Origin of the sequence: Bacteroides togonis, from assembly GCF_900130135.1 — a bacterium.
Taxonomy (GTDB): domain Bacteria; phylum Bacteroidota; class Bacteroidia; order Bacteroidales; family Bacteroidaceae; genus Bacteroides; species Bacteroides pullorum.
The window spans coordinates 2,971,022-2,993,254 of record NZ_LT670820.1 but is presented as its reverse complement, the minus strand read 5'-3'; the positions used below and the strand labels follow the sequence as shown (position 1 = coordinate 2,993,254).

15 protein-coding genes and 1 pseudogene are annotated in these 22,233 nt (G+C 45.0%); 2 read left to right on the top strand and 14 right to left on the bottom strand.

The window, feature by feature from the left end:
* Positions 1–5 precede the first annotated feature (5 nt).
* Positions 6–953 (bottom strand): annotated as a pseudogene (locus BQ8005_RS12655) (glycoside hydrolase family 43 protein); the annotation flags it as partial.
* Between the two features lie 20 nt (positions 954–973).
* A complete protein-coding gene (locus BQ8005_RS12650) occupies positions 974–3,076 on the bottom strand; it encodes a beta-galactosidase (protein ID WP_111936115.1) in 2,103 nt (700 codons plus the stop codon).
* Between the two features lie 266 nt (positions 3,077–3,342).
* Between BQ8005_RS12650 and BQ8005_RS12645 the strand changes: the two genes are divergently transcribed.
* Positions 3,343–6,225: an exo-beta-1,4-galactosidase gene (locus tag BQ8005_RS12645; RefSeq protein WP_075318307.1), complete on the top strand. Its 2,883-nt coding sequence runs from the start codon at positions 3,343–3,345 to the stop codon at positions 6,223–6,225.
* Positions 6,226–6,262: 37 nt separating this feature from the next.
* Entirely contained in the window at positions 6,263–7,504 is a 1,242-nt protein-coding gene (locus tag BQ8005_RS12640; RefSeq protein ID WP_111936077.1) for a rhamnogalacturonan acetylesterase, read from the top strand.
* Positions 7,505–7,597: 93 nt separating this feature from the next.
* Here the strand turns inward: BQ8005_RS12640 and BQ8005_RS12635 are convergent, their stop codons facing one another.
* The 12 genes from BQ8005_RS12635 to BQ8005_RS12580 form a co-directional block, all read right to left on the bottom strand.
* Positions 7,598–8,047, bottom strand: coding sequence for a GatB/YqeY domain-containing protein (locus BQ8005_RS12635; protein WP_021848826.1), 450 nt, complete (start codon positions 8,045–8,047; stop codon positions 7,598–7,600).
* Positions 8,048–8,080: 33 nt separating this feature from the next.
* Positions 8,081–9,394 (bottom strand): cell division protein FtsZ, encoded by a 1,314-nt coding sequence (gene ftsZ / locus BQ8005_RS12630; RefSeq protein ID WP_075318306.1) that lies wholly within the window; start codon positions 9,392–9,394, stop codon positions 8,081–8,083.
* 20 nt (positions 9,395–9,414) lie between these two features.
* On the bottom strand, positions 9,415–10,818 hold the full coding sequence (ftsA, locus tag BQ8005_RS12625) for a cell division protein FtsA (protein ID WP_021848824.1): 1,404 nt from the start codon (positions 10,816–10,818) through the stop codon (positions 9,415–9,417).
* A gap of 39 nt (positions 10,819–10,857) precedes the next feature.
* Positions 10,858–11,595 carry a cell division protein FtsQ/DivIB gene (locus BQ8005_RS12620; RefSeq protein ID WP_021848823.1) on the bottom strand — a complete coding sequence of 246 codons (738 nt, stop codon included), beginning with the start codon at positions 11,593–11,595 and terminating at the stop codon, positions 10,858–10,860.
* Positions 11,596–11,671: 76 nt separating this feature from the next.
* On the bottom strand, positions 11,672–13,051 hold the full coding sequence (gene murC / locus BQ8005_RS12615; protein WP_075319199.1) for a UDP-N-acetylmuramate--L-alanine ligase: 1,380 nt from the start codon (positions 13,049–13,051) through the stop codon (positions 11,672–11,674).
* 11 nt (positions 13,052–13,062) lie between these two features.
* Positions 13,063–14,217, bottom strand: a complete 1,155-nt coding sequence (gene murG, locus BQ8005_RS12610; protein WP_075318305.1) for an undecaprenyldiphospho-muramoylpentapeptide beta-N-acetylglucosaminyltransferase — start codon at positions 14,215–14,217, stop codon at positions 13,063–13,065.
* A gap of 27 nt (positions 14,218–14,244) precedes the next feature.
* The gene (locus tag BQ8005_RS12605; protein ID WP_075318304.1) at positions 14,245–15,552 is read right to left on the bottom strand and encodes an FtsW/RodA/SpoVE family cell cycle protein; all 1,308 of its coding nucleotides are present in this window, start codon (positions 15,550–15,552) and stop codon (positions 14,245–14,247) included.
* A gap of 42 nt (positions 15,553–15,594) precedes the next feature.
* Positions 15,595–16,929, bottom strand: a complete 1,335-nt coding sequence (murD, locus tag BQ8005_RS12600; protein ID WP_021848819.1) for a UDP-N-acetylmuramoyl-L-alanine--D-glutamate ligase — start codon at positions 16,927–16,929, stop codon at positions 15,595–15,597.
* A gap of 7 nt (positions 16,930–16,936) precedes the next feature.
* Positions 16,937–18,205 (bottom strand): phospho-N-acetylmuramoyl-pentapeptide-transferase, encoded by a 1,269-nt coding sequence (gene mraY, locus BQ8005_RS12595; RefSeq protein ID WP_021848818.1) that lies wholly within the window; start codon positions 18,203–18,205, stop codon positions 16,937–16,939.
* 40 nt (positions 18,206–18,245) lie between these two features.
* Positions 18,246–19,697, bottom strand: coding sequence for a UDP-N-acetylmuramoyl-L-alanyl-D-glutamate--2,6-diaminopimelate ligase (locus BQ8005_RS12590; protein WP_075319197.1), 1,452 nt, complete (start codon positions 19,695–19,697; stop codon positions 18,246–18,248).
* A gap of 16 nt (positions 19,698–19,713) precedes the next feature.
* Positions 19,714–21,840, bottom strand: coding sequence for a penicillin-binding protein (locus tag BQ8005_RS12585; protein WP_234984048.1), 2,127 nt, complete (start codon positions 21,838–21,840; stop codon positions 19,714–19,716).
* A gap of 23 nt (positions 21,841–21,863) precedes the next feature.
* Positions 21,864–22,220, bottom strand: coding sequence for an FtsL-like putative cell division protein (locus BQ8005_RS12580; protein ID WP_021848815.1), 357 nt, complete (start codon positions 22,218–22,220; stop codon positions 21,864–21,866).
* Positions 22,221–22,233 lie beyond the last annotated feature (13 nt).

Genomic DNA, 22,233 nt, shown 5'->3' with positions numbered 1-22,233 from the left:
TCTGGATTAGCAGTCTGAAGAAGTTTGTCCAACACGGCCTCATCCACAGCAAAAGCTGTTCCGTGACGGATGCCTTGTGGGAAAGAAGTCTGGTCAGAGATATCCTCCCAAGTCTTTCCATGATCCAGTGAACGAACGGCCCCATAACGATGGTCACGGTATTTGTCGAAATAGACGTAAAGCGTGTCTCCCACAAACAAGGGAGCAGGACCTTCTGCCCAATAATCACCGGTGATCGGTGCCGATACCTCCGTAGGAAATCCATGGGTGATGTCCCGACTGCGCGTGATGCGAAGATTCTTCTCCGGCGGGTTCGAATTCTCATTCTTCACGACCATAATCAAATCTTGCGACTTATTATCTTTGACGATTGCCGCATCGATGACACTGAAATCGGGATTGAAGAACATCTGTGTAGACGAGAATTCCTTGAAATCTTTAGTCGTAACGTAATAGATACGGTGATTCAATCCCTTTTCGCTTTCGCTCGTAGGTACTTCTTTGTGCCGTCCGGGAATAGTCGTGGCCCAAAAGATGTAATAAGTCTGTGTCGGTTCATCGTAGAATAACTCAGGCGCCCAACAGTTGTGCGCCTCCGATTCGTGCATCATGACAGGTATGGCACGTTGTTCGCTCCAATTGATCAAATCCTTGGAAGATGCATAACCAATGATCCGGTCGGTCCAGCTGGAAGTCCATACCATGTGGAACGTCCCGTCGGGTGCCTGGCAGATACTGGGATCACGCATCAGTTTGTCCTTGCCTACAGCAGGTGCCAGGTAGGACTTTCCGTTGTTCAAGGCGGTCCACTTCAGGCCGTCACGACTGTAAGCCAAATGTAAGCCGTCACGACTGTCGTTGATAAAGTATGAAAACAAATAGGCGGTTTCCTGTGCCTGAAGTGTCCAAAAGCTACATATACTGGCCAACAGGCTGATAAAAAACTTCTTCATAATCTTCATATTTGTAGGAGTTATTTCTTAAAGCTCGTTTCAGGTGCCGTAGCAAAGATTAACACACCTGCAGTAGGAATTTCAGTACTTCCTATCAGTACTTGGCTTCCTTCGGGCAGATTGAACGTATAAGGAACATCAGCATAGTTCAAGACAATACCCATGCCGTTGCGGTATTCCAAAGTCACGCCGTAGGGCAAATCCATGACAGGGATGTCAAGGCGGGCATAGAGCTTCTTCAGGATGTCTTTTTCCAGCATTCCGTCATGGCTGTCTACACCAATATAGGTAATGGTTCCTTTGCCGACTTTGCGGAAGGTAACGGCAGGTTTCCCCTCGTAAAACTCACGGGTATAAGTACACCATACTTCAGCATCCTCTGCGGGTTTTATGATTTCTCCCCACGTATTCCACTGGTATTCCTTCCCATCCATCTGGATAACACCCGGTTCCTGTGGCAACAACAAATCGTAAAATTCCATTTCATTGCCGGTCAATGGTGTAAGCATGGAACCGAAAGGCGCTTCGGGTAAACGACCATAACGATCCTTCTGCGCCGTACGGCAAGTAATGACCAGGTTACCTCCATTCTCCACATAAGTCTTCCACTGTTCTACCAACGTCGGATCTGCCAACTGGTAGGCGGGTACAATAACAACTGGATAATCTGCCAAGTTTTTACTTTCAGAGATAAAGTCGACCGGAGCCCCAAAAGATTTCAGCGTACGGTAGTATTTGTCAACATGTCCCAACGTATTCCACGTAGCGTTCTGTTTCTGCCGCTCAATACTCCAACAATTCTCCGGATTGAAAAGAATGGCAGTACGACGGGCCAAGTAGTCTGCCGGTTTGTTTTCACGGGGCTGGTACTGTTTACGCAATTGGCGTATTTCCTCCATAAACGTAGCATATTCTTTCCCGCCAGGCGTCACTGTTACGCCGTCCGTTCCTACAATGCCATAATGATATTGCTCTGTACCATACAAAGGCTGACGGTAACGATACGTACAAATGAAATCGCTTCCACCGGCAAAAACACTCCAAAGCCAAAGACGCACAGCACCAGGGAGAGGTTGCGGATTAATACTTCCCCAATTCACCTGACCGGGTTGAAGTTCCATCACCCCATAAGTACCTTGTATGGGACGGAAGAAATCGTTGGCCCAGGCAATACGCAGCGGGTTACCCACCCGATATCCCCTTCGACCGATACCTTCATTGTCACCATAAACCATATAACGGGTATAGCTCTGAAAATCAAGAGCCGGACTGCCGCCGATATGGCCTTCGTCATAGTTTGGTATGTAATTCGTGGTGACCCACTGGTTACGTGCATATTGCTTGATCAGCAAGCATTGCTCGTTCAAAAAGTCGTTGGTCTGTTTGGCTGCAAAACGACGGTAATCCAGTATCTGATGATGATTCATAAACATCTGTACACGCTTAGGCAACGTGATTTCGTCGAAAGAAGAATAAACTTCACTCCAGAAAGCCGTCCCCCAGGCGTCGTTCAGTTTGTGTATGTCGTTATCGTATTTTTGGCGCAGGAAATCACGAAAAGCCAGTTCGGCCTGCGGATTGTAATCGAACTGTACAGCAGGTTCATTGTCCAGCTGCCAACCGACGATACGCGAATCATTTCCATAGTGGCGTGCCAGCTGTTCGATCATGCGATAAGCCAGTTTACGATACAGCGGTGAAGCAAACGATGCGTGTTGACGGGCACCATGATCAAGCACAGTTCCATCTTCATTTCGCAACAGGATTTCAGGATATTTCCGGCTCAGCCATACAGGCGGTGTAGCAGTAGAGGTACACATGATAACCTTCAGATCATACTTGGCAGCCAAAGCAACAGCACGGTCCAACCATGCAAAGTCGTACACACCTTCTTGAGGTTCCAGTTGCGCCCAAGCAAACTCTGCAAAATGAGTAAATTCGAATCCCAATTCATGCATTTTCTTGAAGTCACGTTCCCACTGGCTTTCATCCCAATGTTCGGGATAATAATAAACACCTGTCAATGTCAAGTTCTTGTCGTCAAACCAATGTGAAGCTACTGTTTGTGCCGATGCAGCAACAAGCCCCCAAAGCAAGGACAGGCAGATAATGGTTGATTTCATAGTAGTTGTTGTTTTCATAATACATGTTTATGTCCAATAATGCAAAGATAACCCATACGCCTGACATTCCCCAACAAAACAGCTGGAGAAACGGACATAATCATGGATTTCTGTACAAAATTATTCTGTATCAATCCCTGAGCGGTACATTATTCCATCTTTCTGTATGCTTTTCTATTTAGCATTCACTACAGATGCCGTAACTTAGCACTCGTTCTCAAAGGACTAATAAACACAGCTAAAACAACAACTTAAATCCATATTGCATGAAACATTTTGTAATAAGTATTCTACTTGTATTGGCTTCCATAACAGGTGCCACCGGACAAAACAATCCATTGGATCTTTCCGGAACTTGGAAATTCCAGATAGACCGTGATGACGCGGGGATAAAGGAACGTTGGTTTGGCAAGGAACTGACAACGGACCATATTAACCTGCCAGGCAGTATGCCCGAAAAATTAAAGGGAGACGACGTAACAGTACGTACCCGCTGGACAGGCAGCCTGTATGACAGCTCCTATTACTTCAATCCCTACATGGAAAAATATCGAATAGATGGACAGGTAAAACTACCCTTCTTCCTGACTCCTGACAAGCATTATGTAGGAGTAGCCTGGTATCAGAAAACAGTACAAGTACCTGCCAACTGGAAAGGCCAACGAATTGTACTCTTTTTGGAACGTCCTCATATCGAAACGACTGTATGGATCGGACAGAAAAAGATTGGGATGCAGAACAGTCTCTGTGTACCACACGTCTACGACCTGACCGCTGCTGTAACTCCAGGCAAAGAATGCCGAATAAGTATCCGGGTAGACAACCGCATCAAAGAGATCAACGTAGGTCCAGACTCGCACAGTATCACCGACCAGACACAAGGTAACTGGAACGGTATCGTAGGACGCATCGAACTACAAAGTGTTCCTAAAACCTGCTTTGAAGATATACAAGTATACCCCAATCTGGCAGAGAAAAAAGCTTTAGTCCGCTTCAGTTTGAACGCTTCATCAACAGAAACTGTTGAAATGAGCTTCTCCGCACAAAGCTTCAATGCCGAACAGACACATGAAGTACCTGCCATCAATCTGACAATCAAAGCAAAGAAAGGCACAAACACCTATGAAGCAGAACTGCCAATGGGAGATGACTTCCTGACATGGGATGAATTCTCTCCTGCACTCTACCGCCTGACCGCCACCATAACAGGACGACACGGAACAGAAACAAAAAAAGTAGAATTCGGCATGCGCGAATTCAAGATTGAAGGAAAGTGGTTCTACGTAAACGGACGAAAAACAATGCTGCGCGGTACGGTAGAGAATTGTGTATTCCCCTTGACCGGATACGCCCCGATGGACGTGGAATCATGGGAACGCGTATTCCGCATCTGCCGCGAATATGGTTTGAACCACATGCGTTTCCACTCTTACTGTCCGCCTGAAGCTGCTTTCCAAGCCGCAGACCGTACAGGATTTTATCTACAACCGGAAGGCCCCAGCTGGCCCAATCACGGTCCGAAACTGGGATTGGGACAACCGATTGATAAATATCTGATGGACGAAACCATTGCCCTGACCAGGGCGTATGGCAATCATGCCTCCTTCTGTATGCTGGCCTGCGGAAACGAGCCCTCAGGCCGATGGGTAGAATGGGTTACCCAGTTTGTAGACTTCTGGGAAAAGACTGATCCGCGCCGTGTATACACCGGTGCTTCTGTGGGTGGAAGCTGGCAATGGCAACCACGCAATCAATATCATGTCAAAGCAGGAGCACGTGGACTGACATGGGCCAAACAACAACCCGAAAGCATGTCAGACTTCCGAGCTAACATCGATACTGTCAGCCAGCCTTTTGTATCACATGAGACGGGACAGTGGTGCGCCTTCCCCAATTTCAACGAGATACGGAAATACACAGGTGTAAACAAAGCACGGAACTTTGAGATCTTCCAAGATTTACTGCGCGACAACGACATGGAAGGACGGGGACATGACTTTATGATGGCCTCGGGTAAACTGCAAGCCCTCTGCTACAAGCATGAAATAGAAAAGACCATGCGTACTCCCGATTATGCAGGCTTCCAGTTATTGGCACTCAATGACTATACTGGCCAAGGTACGGCTTTAGTAGGTATTCTAGATGCCTTCTTCGATGAAAAAGGCTACATTGACGCCCCTGCTTTCCGTCGCTTCTGTAGTCCTACTGTTCCCTTAGCACGCATCCCGAAGTTCACTTATACAAACGCAGAAACTTTCCGAGCTGATGTTGAAGTGTCCCACTTCGGTCCAACTCCATTAACAAACGCAGAAATCACCTATATCATACAAGATACGTATGGGAAAGTATATACCCGTGGCATCATAAACCGCAAAGATATCCCCATTGGCAATCTTTATTCCCTGGGCCACGTGGAATTTCCGCTAACAGATATTGATACGCCTCGTAAACTGAACCTTGAGATACGTATTGAGGGCACCGAAGCCGTCAACGACTGGGACTTCTGGGTATATCCTGCTCAAGTCGAAGTGACTGAAGGCGATGTCTACACAACAGATACATTGGACGCAAAGGCTCTTACAATATTAAAAGAAGGTGGCAAAGTACTGATTATAGCCGGACGTAATGTAAAATATGGCAAAGAAGTACAGCAATATTTTACACCTGTATTTTGGAATACATCCTGGTTCAAGATGCGTCCTCCACATACCACCGGTATTTTTGTGAATGAATATCATCCTCTGTTTCGCGAATTTCCTACTGAATACCATAGCAACCTGCAGTGGTGGGAGTTGCTGAACCGTGCTCCTGTCATGCAGTTCACCGATTTTCCTGCAGATTTCCAACCTTTGGTACAAAGTATTGACACCTGGTTTATCAGCCGTAAGATCGGTGTGCTTTTCGAAGCAAAAGTATTGAACGGACGACTGATAATGACGACATTAGATCTGACTTCTCAGCCGGACGAACGTGTTGTGGCCCGTCAGCTACGGAAAGCTGTCTACGATTATATGAGGTCTGACAATTTCCGACCAGCCTTTAAAGTATCACCCGAACAAATCGGACAACTATTTACCAAAGAAGCCGGGACAGTAAACTCCTATACCAAAGATTCACCTGACGAACTAAAACCTAAAAAAGTATTTTAATAACTTGAAAGTATAATCAATAGACCGTGATAATAATATGATGAAAAAGTATTTATGGATTCCCCTATTAGGACTTGGGGTGTCGGCAACTGCTCAAACCGGAACGAAGACCTATCTTCTGGACGAAGCTCCACGCTACAGTGAAGAAACAGGCTACGGCTATGATCTGGTAGAAACCCCTGCCAAAGACAGTAAATCACCATTTTTCTTTTCAGTTCGTGTACCCGATGGGAATTATAAGGTAACTGTCCGTTTAGGCAGCCGCAAGCAAGCAGGCATTACTACTGTCAGAGCAGAATCACGCCGTTTGTTCATCGAAAGCGTACCAACCAAAAAGAAAGAATTTATTGAGCGTACTTTTATTGTCAACAAACGGAATACCCACATCGATGGCAACGAATACGTACGCATAAAGCCCAGAGAAAAACGAAAATTGAACTGGGACGACAAACTGACTTTAGAATTCAACGGTAGTGTACCTGTGTGTGAAAGCATTACCATAGAACCTGCCGACACAACAGTTACTACCGTCTTCCTCTGCGGTAACAGTACTGTTGTCGATCAGGATAACGAACCATGGGCTAGCTGGGGACAAATGATTCCCTACTTTTTTGACACCAATGTTTGTATAGCCAACTATGCAGAAAGTGGCGAAAGTGCCAATACCTTTATTGCCGCCGGTCGATTAAAAAAAGCCTTGAGCCAAATGAAAAAGGGCGACTACCTGTTCATGGAATTCGGCCACAATGACCAAAAACAAAAAGGTCCGGGTAAAGGTGCCTACTATTCATTCATGACCAGCCTGAAGACTTTTATTGACGAAGCTCGTCTACGTGGTGCACATCCTGTTTTGGTAACACCAACCCAGCGACGATCTTTTGGTCCCGACGGCCACATTCGCGATACTCATGAAGACTATCCTGAAGCTATGCGTTGGCTGGCTGAGAAGGAAAATGTGCCATTGATTGATTTAAACGAAATGACCCGCACACTCTATGAAGCTATGGGTGTAGAACCTTCGAAACGTGCTTTTGTTCACTATCCTGCAGGCTCCTACCCAGGTCAGACACAGGATTTCGCAGACAATACCCATTTCAATCCCTATGGCGCTTACGAGATAGCCCGCTGCATCGTAGAAGGACTGAAAACACAAGTACCGGATTTGGCACGTCATTTGAAGCCATTCCCTACTTTCGATCCTGCTCATCCCGACAATCCCGACAATTTCCATTGGGATGATTCTCCCTTTACGGAAATAGAGAAACCCGACGGGAATTAATGACATCACACAATAAAAGCCCGTTATTTTCGTCCGACTCCTATACGAGATCCTAAACGAAGATAACGGGCTTCACTTTACCTGGAAGAAGAATTATCCTAGCAATTCTTTTACTTTAGCAGAAATGGCACGACCTTCAGCCAATCCGGCCAACTTCTTGCTGGCCACGCCCATCACTTTCCCCATTTCCTTGCCGCTCGTAGCACCTACCTCGGCAATGATTTCTTTCAAGGCAGCTTCCAGTTCTTCAGGAGTCATCTGTTTAGGCAGATAAGCTTCCATAACTTTTACCTGTGCCAATTCACCGTCAGCCAAATCCTGACGTCCTTGTTGTACATAGATTTCAGCGGCATCCTTACCCTGTTTCACCAGTTTTTGAATGATTTTCAATGCAGCATCGTCTGTCAGAATATCATTAGCACCCGGAGCTGTTTTGGCTTCCAGAAACACTTTCTTAATATTTCTCAAAGTATCAAGGGCCACTTTGTCCTTAGCCTTCATTGCGGTTTTAATGTCTTCGCTGACTTTCTCAAATAGATCCATTGTATCAATATAAGTTTTAATTAATAATCGAGTTTATACAAAACTGATAATTCCCCCATCTTCTGCACCTCCAGCCTCTTGAGCAGCTTGCTGATTCTGTTCCTCAGCCTTAGCCTTGATAGCATTCAGCGTAGTCTTATCACGCAAATAAGTAGGTGAATTCTCAACCATTGCCACCACTTCTGCATTATCTAAATCTTCAGGAGAGAATATATAAAGATGGCGACGACGTGTACGTTGTGCACGGTTATTTGCATCCTTTCCATAGTAGGTTTCACGGCGTGTACGACGTTGTTCTTCCTCTTCCTCCAGTTCGGCCAGGCGCTGCTGTTCTTCAGCACTACGTTGACTCAAACGAGCATCCATCTCCTGCATGTGGATATCTTGAATACCAAAACCTGTAGCAAGGAGAGTGATTTTTACACGTTCGCCTAATTCCTTATCCTCCACCATGCCGAATTTTGTTTCAAAATCACGATTGAAGCGATTCATAAAATCCTTTATTTCATCCATCTCACTCATCATCAATTCATGATCAGGGCTATAGGAGATATTAAGCAGCACCTTTTTCGAGTTGAAAATATCATTGTTATTAAGCAGAGGTGAATGCTGAGCATTCTTAATGGCTTCGCTTACACGATTTTCCCCTTCGCCATATCCGGTACTCATAATAGCTACACCTCCATCTTTCATCACGGTTTTTACATCATTAAAGTCAAGGTTGATAATACCTCGCATAGTAATGATTTCAGCAATGCTCTTGGCTGCGATAAGTAACGTGTCATTGGCTTTGGCAAAAGCACTGGTCACAGAAAGATCAGAATATATCTCACCTAATTTCTCATTATTGATAACCAGCAAGGCATCGACATGGCGACTGATTTCCTCGACTCCGTCTAAGGCTTGGTCAATCTTCTTATCGCCCTCCCAGCGGAAGGGAATGGTAACAATGCCCACGGTGAGGATGTCCATTTCCTTGGCGATACGAGCAATAGTCGGTGCAGCTCCTGTACCAGTTCCTCCTCCCATACCTGCAGTGATGAAAACCATCTTCGTACCGTCGTTCAGCATATCCTTTACTTCCTCAATACTTTCTTCGGTAGCTTCTTTAGCCTTATTCGGGCGATTACCTGCTCCCAGTCCTTCGTGTCCCAGCTGGAGCTTTACAGGAACGGGGGATTCCTCAAGAGCTTTACGATCGGTATTACATACCACGAAGGCTACATCGTGGATACCTTCACGATACATGTGGTTAACAGCATTACCGCCTCCTCCCCCTACTCCGATGACTTTGATAATCTTCGGTGAATCGGTAGCGAAACCAAAATCTTTAATTATATCGTCCATATGCTATCTGCTTTTAATGGTTACATCTTATCATCGTCAAACAATTCTTTGGTCAAAGTATCAATCTTGGACTTGAACCAGTTGGATTTATTCTTTCTTTCCTGTTCTTTTCTCCGTTTCTCTTCTTCCTTCTTACGCTTCTCTTCCTCCTTCTTCTTCTTCTCCTCCTCTTCACGTTTACGACGGTTCTCTTCTTCCTGAGCTTTCAGAGTTTCATCATCCTTAAACATATCGGTTGGTTTAACTGGCCCGGATTGTACAGGATGTGGTTCTTCCTGTAAGCAACAGTTATCCTTACCAGCAATGAGCAAAGCCAAAAGGGTATTTTGTGTTCCGTTTTTCTTAATCTGCTCATTATAGCCACGGATCGTTTCCTGAACAGAAGAAGCAATTCTAATTTTACTTACCTTACAAACCTTAAGCATCGCGCCCTCAATATTACGCAAATTGGAAGTACCTCCAGTCAGCACAATACCGGCTAAAAGCTTGTCTTCATAACCAGAAAGCTGAAGTTGATTCCAAACATTAGCCAAGATTTCTTCTGTACGTGCAGCAACAATCTCGTTCAACTCCGTAAGAAGAATACTCCGTCCATCTTCTGTTGTACACGCAGCAGGCGTTTCCGTCTCTTCGTCTTCTTTGTAAAGAGCATCTCCATAGCTAAGTTTTAACTTTTCAGCCTCTTCATCTTCCATTTTCAAGGTGGTGATGTCACGGGTGATGTTACTACCACCTAAAGGAATCACACTAAGATAACGTAAGATATTATTTTTATAAACCATAACTGTAGTGGTGTCTGCACCCAAATCAATAAGCGCACACCCTGAACGAAGCTCATTCTCCGTCAAGACAGCTTGAGCCAAAGCAGTGGGAGCTGTTAGCAGGTCAGCAAACTCAATCTTAGCTTGTTCAAAACTCAATTCAAGATTCTTCTTGAGCGAAGAACGAGCCATGATATTAAGGAACTGTCCAGTAATAAATTTACCGGTAACACCTACAGGATCAGCATAAAGATTATTGTCTATCTTATATTCTTGTGGCGCCACGTCGAGAATATCCATGTCGACAATGGGACAAGCCAGGTTTTCGTCACAAAGGGTATCGATAAGTTCCTGCGAAATAACTTCTGCTTCAGGTGTGCGGCTCACGACATTTTTGACAGTACGTAAAGACTGCCCACCAATACCAGCATAGACTTTCGCAATAGGGCTTTTGAGTTGATCTTCCAGCCGGTTAATGATAGTAGTCAATGCCTGTGCAGCTTTACCAATGTTATAAACAGCCCCTTTGCGAACAAAAGAGGATGCCTCCTCAGTGGCATAGGCCAACACTTGAATACTTCCGTCACTGTTCCTACGTCCGGCAATGCCGGAAATCTTAGAAGAACTGAGCTCAATGGCTGCGATGAATTCTGTTGTTGCCATATATCTCCATTATTATTGTTTTATTAATCTTTCCTGTATTCAATCTCGTTTGGTGCAAATAATCTGGTTATCAAACTCTACATTAATACGTGAATATTTATTCCATCCCACTTTATTTAGGGCTTTTTGGTAGAATTCCTTAAGACGGTCCAACTTGCGATCATAGTCCTTCAATTCACCCAAATATATGAGATGGTCGCCTACACGAGGCACGAGTTCAACAGTCTGATCTGCACAAATATAAATTTGTTCAATCTGAGCATCCCAAAAAGGATTCTGCTGCAAAAATACACCAAACTTATATAATTTCTCCATGGCAAAAGACTTTTCTATATGTCCCGTAGCCAAAGGGACATGAGCCACACATTTTGCACCAGGAGGCATAATTGTTCCTTTGTTATCCAAATAATAATTATTGCCACGACTGCTCATAACACGCATGATGGGAATACGTTGACTAACCTCTGTACATACTTTCCCACTGGGAGTTTTGTAGCACTCTACACGATCGATAAGCGGATGAGCAGATAAAACCTCCTCGAGACGATCTGTACGTACTTCATCCAAATCGCGACCTACAGGATCAAGCTTTTCCTTGCGAAGCATGGACAAAACCTCCTTCTTGGTAATGAAGCCAGCGTAAACAGTATCCTTAATAACCAATTCCAAATCGGAACAAACAGCCGCTTTAGGTTTCCGATTAAAAGCGGTAACGGCTACAATCAGATAGGCGCTGACCAATAACAGGACAATTGTCAGTAAAATTCTTCTTATCATATTTCTTCGTTATTTCTGATGTCTTGACTGTATCCGCAATTATAACACTCAAATGAATTTGCTACGTATATATCTGTTAACACCGTTGTTCCAGCAAACGAGTAATTTGAGGAACATAGTTATCCATATCACCAGCACCTAGTACAATCAGAACTTCGATATCCTTTGTTTCGAGCAAAGCAAGTACATCTTCTTTACGACAAAGGCACTTTTCAATACCAGGACGTAATTGATCATAAATGAGCTGGCTACTAACGCCTGGAATAGGCTCTTCACGAGCAGGATAAATATCAGTAAGAATCACCTCATCAAGCAACGAAAGACTATCTGCAAACTCATGATAAAAATCGCGCGTACGTGTATAGAGATGAGGTTGGAAAATAGCCGTTATCTTCTTATCCTGATATAATTCACGAATAGATCGTACACTCTGAGCAATTTCCGCCGGATGATGGGCATAGTCACTGAGAAAAACAATACGATCTGTCTTCAGCTTAAAATCAAAACGGCGATCTACACCACGAAAACTGGCCATGCCTCGCTTAATTTCTTCATCAGTAACACCATTCAAATGGGCCAATGCCATAGCAGCTACACCATTATCTATATTAATGCTGACAGGTACTCCCAATTGAACATCACAGATACGCGTATCAGGCGCCACAAAGTCCACATAAATATCACCTCCGCCAATACGAATGTTTTCAGCATGAAAGTCACCATGATCGCGGCTGTAAGTATAAACCTTGACGCCAGACTGCACATCGGGCTGCAAGGCAAGTCCTTCGTGAAGGATGAGTGCTCCTCCTGGTTGAATAAGTGTTGTGTAGTGACGAAAACTTTCCAAATATGCCTCCCGAGTACCATAAATATCCAAATGGTCAGGGTCAGTAGCAGTAATAACACTCATATAAGGAGACAACCAGTGAAAGGAACGATCAAATTCATCAGCTTCAATAACTGTGTAAGGACTCTCCTGTGACAATAACAAATTAGTACCGTAATTTTTTGAGATACCTCCTAAAAAAGCTGTACAACCTACATGCGATTGCTGAAGTAAATGTGCAGCCATCGTACTAGTTGTGGTCTTACCATGTGTACCAGCCACACAAAGAGCCTTGCTGCTACGTGTAATAATACCCAATACTTGAGCACGTTTGTGTATCTCAAAACCGTTCGTACGGAAATAATTCAATTCAGCATGTTCATTGGGAATAGCCGGAGTATAGACAATCAAAGTTGTAGCTGCATCTCTACACCATTCTGGTATTTGATTAACATCTTCTTCATAATGAATAACCGCCCCTTCTTCCACAAGCCGTGCTGTCAGTTCGCTGGAGGTACGATCGTATCCAGCTACACGTTTGCCCAGTGAAAGGAAGTAACGTATCAAAGCACTCATTCCGATCCCTCCGGCACCAACAAAATAAACGGATTGTATAGTTTCTATATTCATAATAATATGCTTCATTTTATCAATTTCAACACTTCTTCAGCAATAATACGAGCAGAGTCAGGCAAAGCCAACTTTGCAATATTTACACTTAATTGCTTCAATAATTCATCATCTGCAACGGTCTCTAGGGCCGTATCAAGCAACTTTTCCTGCGCTTCGGCATCTTTCACATAAAGAGCAGCATCCTTGTTAACCAATGCCAACGCATTTTTTGTCTGATGGTCCTCAGCCACATTAGGCGAAGGAACAAGAATAACTGGCTTACCCAAGAGACAGAACTCTGAAATAGAACCTGCCCCAGCACGCGAAATAACCAAATCAGCCAACGTATAGGCATTATTCATATTCTTAATGAAGTCTGTCACATACAAGTTAGGAATACTACCTACTCGTGCATTGCGCACAGCTTCTCCCGTAAAAGCAGTAATGGCAGCTTTTACCTGATCTATATATATCTTACCTGTTTGCCAAATAAACTGCACCTCAGGATGTGCTTTCATAAGCGCTAACCCTGCCGCCAACGTCTGATTGATAGTACGTGCTCCCAAACTTCCACCTAATACAAGCACTGTCTTCAAATTAGGATTAAAACCAAATGCAGAAGCTGCAGTTTCACGTGTAATCTGATTATCTAGTAACGATTGTCTTACAGGATTCCCTGTTAATAGAATCTTCTCAGAAGGAAAAAACTTTTCCATGCCTTCATAAGCCACGCAAATGCGATCTGCCTTCTGAGCCAATAATTTATTGGTAACTCCGGCGTAAGAGTTCTGCTCTTGTATCAAAGTTGGTATACCCATCATACCTGCAGTCTTCAATGTAGGACCACTAGCATATCCACCTACACCCACCGCTACTTGCGGACGAAATTCCTTGATAATCTTGCGTGCTTTCCATTGGCTACGCAATAATTTAAGGATCACAGAGAAGTTCCTCCATAAATGCTGACGGTCAAACCCTGCTACCGGTAAACCAATAATACGATAACCGGCATCGGGCACACGTTGCATCTCCATCCTTCCTTCTGCACCTACAAAAAGGATTTCAGCCTCGGGACACAACTCACGAATAGCATTGGCTATAGATACAGCTGGGAAAATATGTCCTCCTGTACCACCACCGCTGATAATAATACGCGGAGCCTTATTATTAATGTAATCCTTCATTTTCACCTTTGTTTTTGGATTCTTCTTCTAATTGAATTCACTGTCACTGTTTAACAGTTTTGAAGTGGGTTCTTCTGCCTCTTCCTGGACCTGAACAGACGCGACATCTGCAACAGCAGCTTCCACTTGCATCGAAATCTGAGCATCATGTTGTTTCTGTTCTTCCAACTGAGAAGTATATCGACTGACACTAAGTATCATACCAATATAAGCACAGTTAATAAAAGTCGAGGTACCTCCTTTACTAATAAGTGGCAACGGCTGTCCTGTAACAGGTGCTAAACCTACAGCTACCATCATATTGAACAAAGCCTGCGTCACTAGCAAAAGAGCTATACCAATGACCAAAAAGGCCGGAAAAGTTCGGTCGCACTTCTTAGCAATACGTCCTACACGTATCAACAGACAAATATAAAGAAAAACGACAACAATACCACCAATAAGCCCCAGTTCTTCAATAATAATAGCATAAATAAAATCTGAATAAGCTTGACTAAGGAAGTCGCGCTGGACTGAATTACCAGGTCCTTTTCCGATAACATGACTGGTAGCTACAGCAATACGAGCATGAGCTACCTGAGCATCCCCATCAATATCAAACTTTGCAGCAGGCACTTCCTTAGCATAAGCAAAATCAACAATACGTGCTTTCACCGTAGTAAAACGATGTCCCATTGGAATCTTTTCCAATGTATCATTAGGTGTAGCCAATAAAAAAGACACAAACAGTACTACTGCACCAATCAAACCTCCTCCTAGTAATATCAGTTTTTTAGCTTGTACACGTCCGATAAACATCATCAAATAAACGGTACCAAAAAGCAATACACCAGTTGAATAATTCTCCGGCAAAATAAGACCACAAACAATACATGTCATGATCATGATGCGCTTAAAAGCTTTAGGGGATGCTCCCGATTCATCTTGTCCATGCGACAAAATTACAGCCGTTCCCATAATGACACCCATTTTAGCCAATTCTGAAGGCTGAAATTGTACTCCCATGAAAGTCATCCAACGGGCAGCGCCATTAATACGGTCACCTGTCACAATACCTGTAATCATAACAAAGAGCAATAGCACAACCGAAACCAACAACAGGGGGTATGGAAGCGCCTGAAACCATTTATAAGGAATATTATGCACAAACACAACAATCAATGCCCCAATGGAAAGCAGAATCGTATGTTGGGTAATCGGTCCCCAATGGTCGCCACTTTTATAAGTAAGTGTAGACGCTGCGGAAAACACTTCTGTAATAGAAATAAGACAGAGCACCAAGAAGATAATCCATATCACCTTGTCACCTTTGAATATGCTTTTTAATAGATCCACGTTATTCTATTTTAAGATGTCCGTATCTCGTTTTAAAACAGTTTATAAACTTCGTACGCATGCTTTGAACTGATCACCACGATCTTCGTAGCTCTTGAAGAGATCAAACGAAGCACAACATGGACTCAGCAACACTGTTTCCCCTTTTTTGGCCAGATGGTAGGCAGCGTTTACAGCATCCTTCATACCAGTCTGTACATCGGCTACCGGCAGTCCCAAACGATCGAAGAAATCGTGCAACTTTTCGTTATGCAAACCCAAGTACACCAATGCCGAACACTTCTCACGCACCAAATCCTCTATCTCCTTATAATCGTTACCTTTATCCTTTCCACCCAATATCAACACAGTCTTGGTCGTCATGCTTTGCAGGGCATACCAGCAGGAGTTAACGTTAGTAGCTTTCGAATCGTTGATAAAATGTACCCCACGTACTGTAGCAACTTTTTCCAATCTGTGAGGAACTCCCTGAAAGTCAGATAAGGCCTTCCGAATGTCTTCATTCTTCACGCCTGCCAGGTTGGCCGAGATGCCAGCAGCCAGCGAATTATATAGATTGTGTGTACCGCGCAAGGCCAGTTCTTCTTGTTCCATGTTGAAAGCGATAGGTGTATTGATTTCCACCTCTCCATCTTCCACATAGGCAATAGCTCCATCTTCCTTAACAGCAGAAAAAGGATATAACTGTGCCCTTAGCCCATGTTTAGCTAACTCGCGACGAATAATGGGGTCATCATTCCAATAAACAAAGGCGTCTTCTTCCGTCTGATTCTGAGTAATGCGAAATTTAGCATCTACATAGTTTTGCATACAGTGATCGTAACGATCCAGATGGTCGGGCGTAATGTTCATTAGTACAGCAATATTAGCGCGGAACTTATACATGTTATCCAATTGAAAACTACTCAACTCAATAACATAGTAGTCGTACTGCTCGGTAGCAACCTGCAAAGCCAAACTTTTTCCAATATTACCAGCCAAGCCGACATTCATTCCGGCACTCTTAAATATATGATAAATGAGTGAAGTGGTTGTCGTCTTTCCGTTTGATCCTGTAATACAAATCATTTTTGCATTCGTATAACGTCCGGCAAACTCTATCTCGGAAATGACAGGCGTACCCTGCGCTTTCAACTTCAATATCAGCGGAGCATCATTAGGAATACCCGGGCTCTTGATGACTTCGTTGGCATTCAGAATCTTTTCTTCCGTATGTTCACCTTCTTCCCAAGGAATATCATACTTGTTCAACAGTTCTTTGTACTTGTCCTTGATGGCACCCATGTCTGAAACAAAAGTGTCGAAACCTTTCACTTTTGCCAGCACGGCAGCACCTGCGCCGCTTTCGCCGGCTCCTAAAACTACAATTCTGTTCATATCTATATTATCTGATCTTCAACGTAATAATAGTAATAGCTGCCAAAATGATGGTCACAATCCAAAAACGAACGGTAATCTTCGATTCATGGAACAGCTGTTCTGGTTTGGTAAATACAACACGACATCCCGGCTCTATCAGGTTCATACCGGTACGGAAATGATCGTGTATCGGTGTACGTTTGAACAAACGTTGTTTGACTCCTTTCCGCTTACCAGCTTTATAATAAACTCTTTGCAAAATAACCGAAAGATTTTCTACCAAAAATACTCCACAAAGAATAGGAATCAGTAATTCCTTGTGGATAATGATAGCAAAAACAGCAATGATACCTCCAATGGTGAGACTACCTGTATCACCCATGAATACCTGTGCTGGATAAGCATTGTACCATAGAAAACCAATAAGTGCACCAATGAAAGCACAAACAAAGATTACCAGCTCTTCTGAGCCAGGAATATACATAATATTCAAATAACCAGCATACTCAATATGACTAGACACATAAGCCAATATACCTAATGTCAATCCTATGATAGCCGAATTACCAGCTGCCATGCCATCCATACCGTCATTCAAATTCGCGCCATTACTTACAGCTGTAACTACAAAGATAGTAACAAGAACGAATAATATCCATCCGGCAGTCTGCGCATGCTCACCTAGAAAACCCATGAGATCAGCATAATCCAAGTTATTACTCTTAAAGAACGGAATAGTGGTTTGTGTGGCCTTGATTTCCTTGGCAGCATGAACAATTTCTATCTGTCCATCCGGTTGTTCCATTTCAATATTCTCACGAATAACAACTTGTGGACTAAGATAGAGAGTTAACCCCACAATCAAGCCAAGCCCCACCTGGCCAATAATCTTGAATTTTCCGTGCAGCCCCTCCTTGTCCTTTTTGAATATCTTAATGTAATCATCAGCAAAACCCAGTGAACCCAACCAGACGGTGGTGATAAGCATCAGTATCATGTAGATATTTTCCAACTTACCCAATAACAAACAAGGAATAAGAGTAGCAAAAATAATAATGACTCCTCCCATACTAGGTACACCCACCTTATTCACACCAAAAGGATCAATGCTAGCATCACGCTGAGTTTCAGTAATCTGCTTTCGTTTCAGCAGATGAATAAATTTATCTCCCCAGATAGTGGAAATGAGCAGAGCCAGAATGATAGCCATCAACGCACGAAACGACGTGTAACCAAACATACCTGCACCAGGGAAGTCATATTGGTCGAGCCAATGGAATAAGTAGTATAACATGACAATGAATAATTTACAATGTACAATTAACAATCAGTCTTCAGTTCATAATCTTCTTGAGTTCCTCCTTATCATCAAAATGATGTTTCACACCCTTTATTTCCTGATAGTTTTCATGTCCCTTACCAGCTACCAATACAACATCTCCGGGCTGCGCCAGCATACAAGCAGTCTTGATAGCCTCGCGACGATCAACAATACTAAGCGTTTTCTGCATATCATCCTTATCAAGACCGGCCAGCATGTCGTTAATAATATCTTGCGGTTCCTCAAAACGAGGATTATCACTCGTAATAATGACGCGATCGCTCAAGCGAGCGGCTTCTTTTGCCATGATGGGACGCTTGCCCTTGTCGCGATTCCCGCCGGCTCCTACCACGGTGATAACTTTACCTTTCCCTTCCAACACACCATGAATGGCATTCAGCACATTGACCAGCGCATCGGGTGTATGGGCATAGTCAACAATCGCTGTAAAGCCTTTGCCAGATGAACGAACTGCATCGAAACGACCAGCTACCGGATGCAGGGTACTTAGCGCTACCAGCACATCTTCTTCTTTCTTGCCCAACAAGACAGCAGCACCAAATACTGCCAACAGGTTGGAGGCATTGAAACGTCCGATAAACTGAACAGCCACTTCATGATTGTTGAAATCGAGCAACATACCTTCAAAATGCGACTCCAATACACGACCCTTGAAATCACTCAAACTGCGCAGCGAGTAAGTATATACATGCGAACGGGTGTTTTGTGTCATCACCAGTCCGTTCTTATCGTCCAAATTAGTCAGACTGAAGGCATTCTTAGGCATGTCGTCGAAGAACTTCTTCTTGGCCTTCAGGTAGTTCTCCACCGTTTTATGATAGTCCAGATGGTCGCGCGTCAGGTTAGTGAAAATACCTCCGGCAAAATGCAGGCCACTGATTCGCTTCTGGGCGATGGAATGCGAACTGACCTCCATAAAGGCATACTTGCAACCGGCATCAGCCATCTGCCCCAAGAGTCGGTTCAGCGTAATGGGATCGGGCGTCGTATGATCGGTAGGCACCGGTTCGTCGTCAATGTAGTTGCATACGGTAGAGATGAGACCTACCTTATAGCCGAAGTAACGGAATACATTATATAATAAGGTAGCAATGGTTGTCTTACCATTGGTACCAGTGACACCCACCAGCTCCAGCTTCGAAGTCGGATTGCCATAGAAGGTCGTCGCTATCTTGCCTACGGCATCTTCGCAGTCCTTCACAAGGATGTAGGTGATATCGGCTTCCTTCTGCTCTGGCATTTCTTCGCAAAGGATGGCTACAGCCCCTTTGGTGATGGCCGAAGGTATGTAGGTGTGGCCGTCGGTCTGCGTACCGCGCATGGCCATAAAAAGATGACCGCCTTCCACCAGACGCGAGTCGATGTTCACCCCGGTTATTTCGATGTCTGTACTTCCGGCCACTTCTACCGGCTGTATAGCTTTCAAAAGTTCGTTCAGTTTCATATATCTTTTCATTCTTTTATTGTCTTAGTTGAAGGGTAACAGTCTGTCCTTTCACCAACCTGCTACCTCCTGCTATGGACTGGCTTCTCACCCTGCCGATGCCATAAAGCTGTACACGCAGCCCCTTGCTTTCCAGCAGATAGACAGCGTCTTTAGCTCCCATCCCTATCACATTCGGCACCAACCCCGTTTTATCTTCTCCAGCCTGCAAGATAACCGCATTGGGTGATTGCTGTGCATGTCCCCAAGTGGTCTGACTAGCCGACAGCTTAAAATCCTTCTGTACCGGTACCTGCAGACCTTCCAGCACTCGGACCGTTTCATTCATATTGCCAGCCTTAACTGCCGGAATAACATTGGTCGTGCTATCTACGGCATTACTCAAGTCAAAATGGAGATTCTTAGCATAGACGCGTTCTGCAATCTTGCCAAAAACACTTCCTGCCATTCCACCACCCGAGGCGATACCTTTGTTGATCTGAATAGAGACAATGCAGCTGTAGCGAGGCTGCTCCGAAGGGAAGTAACCACAGAAGCTGACCAAGTGGTTGCGCACTCCGCTCTTGTAGCCTGCCGCTCCCTGCGAGATCTGTGCCGTGCCGGTCTTTCCCGACACGTTGAACTGATCGCTGCCTGCCGGCTTGGCCAGTCCGTGACCGACGACGTTGCGCAAGATGGTACGTATCTGCTCCAAAGTGCGATCCGAACAGATCTTCTCATTGATAACCTCAACAGGGAATTCTTCCACTGTATCGCCGTCCTTCACAGCCTTAGTAACGAAGCGGGGACGAACCATCTTTCCGTTGTTAGCGATGGCGTTGTAGAAGGTCAAGATGTTGATGGGTGGCAACTGCACCTCGTAGCCGATACTCATCCATGGCAAGGTGGTCTTGGCAAAGTATTTCTCCTTGGGTCCCTTGATGTTGGGTATGCCTTCGCCTGGGATTTGCAGGTGGAGCGGCTGGTCGATACTCATGCGCTTCAGGCCATCCACAAACTTTTGCGGATCGTCCTTGTAGTACTTGTCGATGATGCTGGACACTCCGATGTTGGACGACACCTCCATGATGCGGTTCACGTCGATGGCGCCATAACCTCCACGATGCCAGTTGTGGTCGCGCATGGCCTGGCCGTACATCATCTTGATGCCGTTGCCGGTATCAACGATGTAGTCGGGCGTGACTTTACCGTCCTCCAGCGCCACCATGATGGAGGCGGTCTTGAAGGTGGAACCCGGCTCCTGCAAGTTGCTGATAGCGAGGTTGCGCATCTCGTAATAGTTGCCGTCCTGCCCGCGCGTCATGTTGACAATAGCCTTCACGTCGCCTGTGGGTACATCCATCAGAATGGCTACGCCAGACACGGCTTCCAGCTCTTTCAACTTGTCAACCAACGCCTTTTCACAGATATCCTGCATGTCGACGTCGATAGTGGTGATGATATCGCAACCATCCACGGGCGGACGATCCACGATGTTCAGGTACTTGTTCATCACCTTCTGTCGGTGGGTGATGCCTTCGCGACCTTTCAGCAAGGAGTCGAAAGCCAGCTCGATGCCATTCTTCGCACCCTGAGCGGTATCGGCATACACGTCGCCCAGCGTACGTGCAGCGAGTGAACCGAACGGTTTCTTACGCTGGTTGTAGGCCAGCTCATGAAAACCACCTTTGTATTTGTTCAAATTGAACACGGGCAGACGCTTGGCCTCCTTATACTGAATGTAGGAAATGCGCTTAGGATAAATCAGGTAGTTACGGCTTCCTTTCTTGCGGCCCTTCAGCAGATGAGACTTGAACTGAGCAACACTCCGATCCGGGAAAATCTTATGAAGACCTTCGCAGATTTCCGTCAGGTGATTCATCAGCATGGTGTCTTTCTGATGTCCACCGGCCTTGAAGTCCATGTAGATGCGGTATTCGGGCAGGGAGCTGGCCATCAGCTTGCCGTCGGCCGAGAGGATATTGCCACGGTTAGGCCTGACAGGAACGCCTTCGCGCACGAAGCGGTCGGCCACGTCTTTCCAGTAGCCCTGCTCGGCAAACATGATGAGGCCGGCCTTGACTACCACCGCTATCCCCGTGAGCGACATCAGCAGCACGACGAAGAAGTAGCGGGTCATTATGTTTTTTTTGTTTACAGCCATGGTGTTCGTTGCGGATTGTAGTTTTACTTTATCAGGTAAGGAGGATTGGTCGCCGTCTGCAAATCGCTTTCACGGGTGGAGATGTACTCCTCGATGCGCGACTGGCGGCTGCGCTCCATCAGTTCGGAACTGCGGGTCAGGGCGTCATACTTAATGTCGGTCAGCTCCTTTTTCAGGCGGTCGATCTCGATCATCTGCTGCTGGCAGGCGTAGCGGTTGTGGATGTAGAAGATGATAAGCACCATAACCAGCACCAGCAGCTTCGTCTGCCGGCGGAAGAAGTCCGTGGCCAGAATATCGCCGCCCACAATGCTTTTCCAGGAAGCATGCTTGCTTTTCTTCTTGCCCGGCTGCACGGTGTTTTCTTGTGTCGTTTCCATTGCAATATCTCCT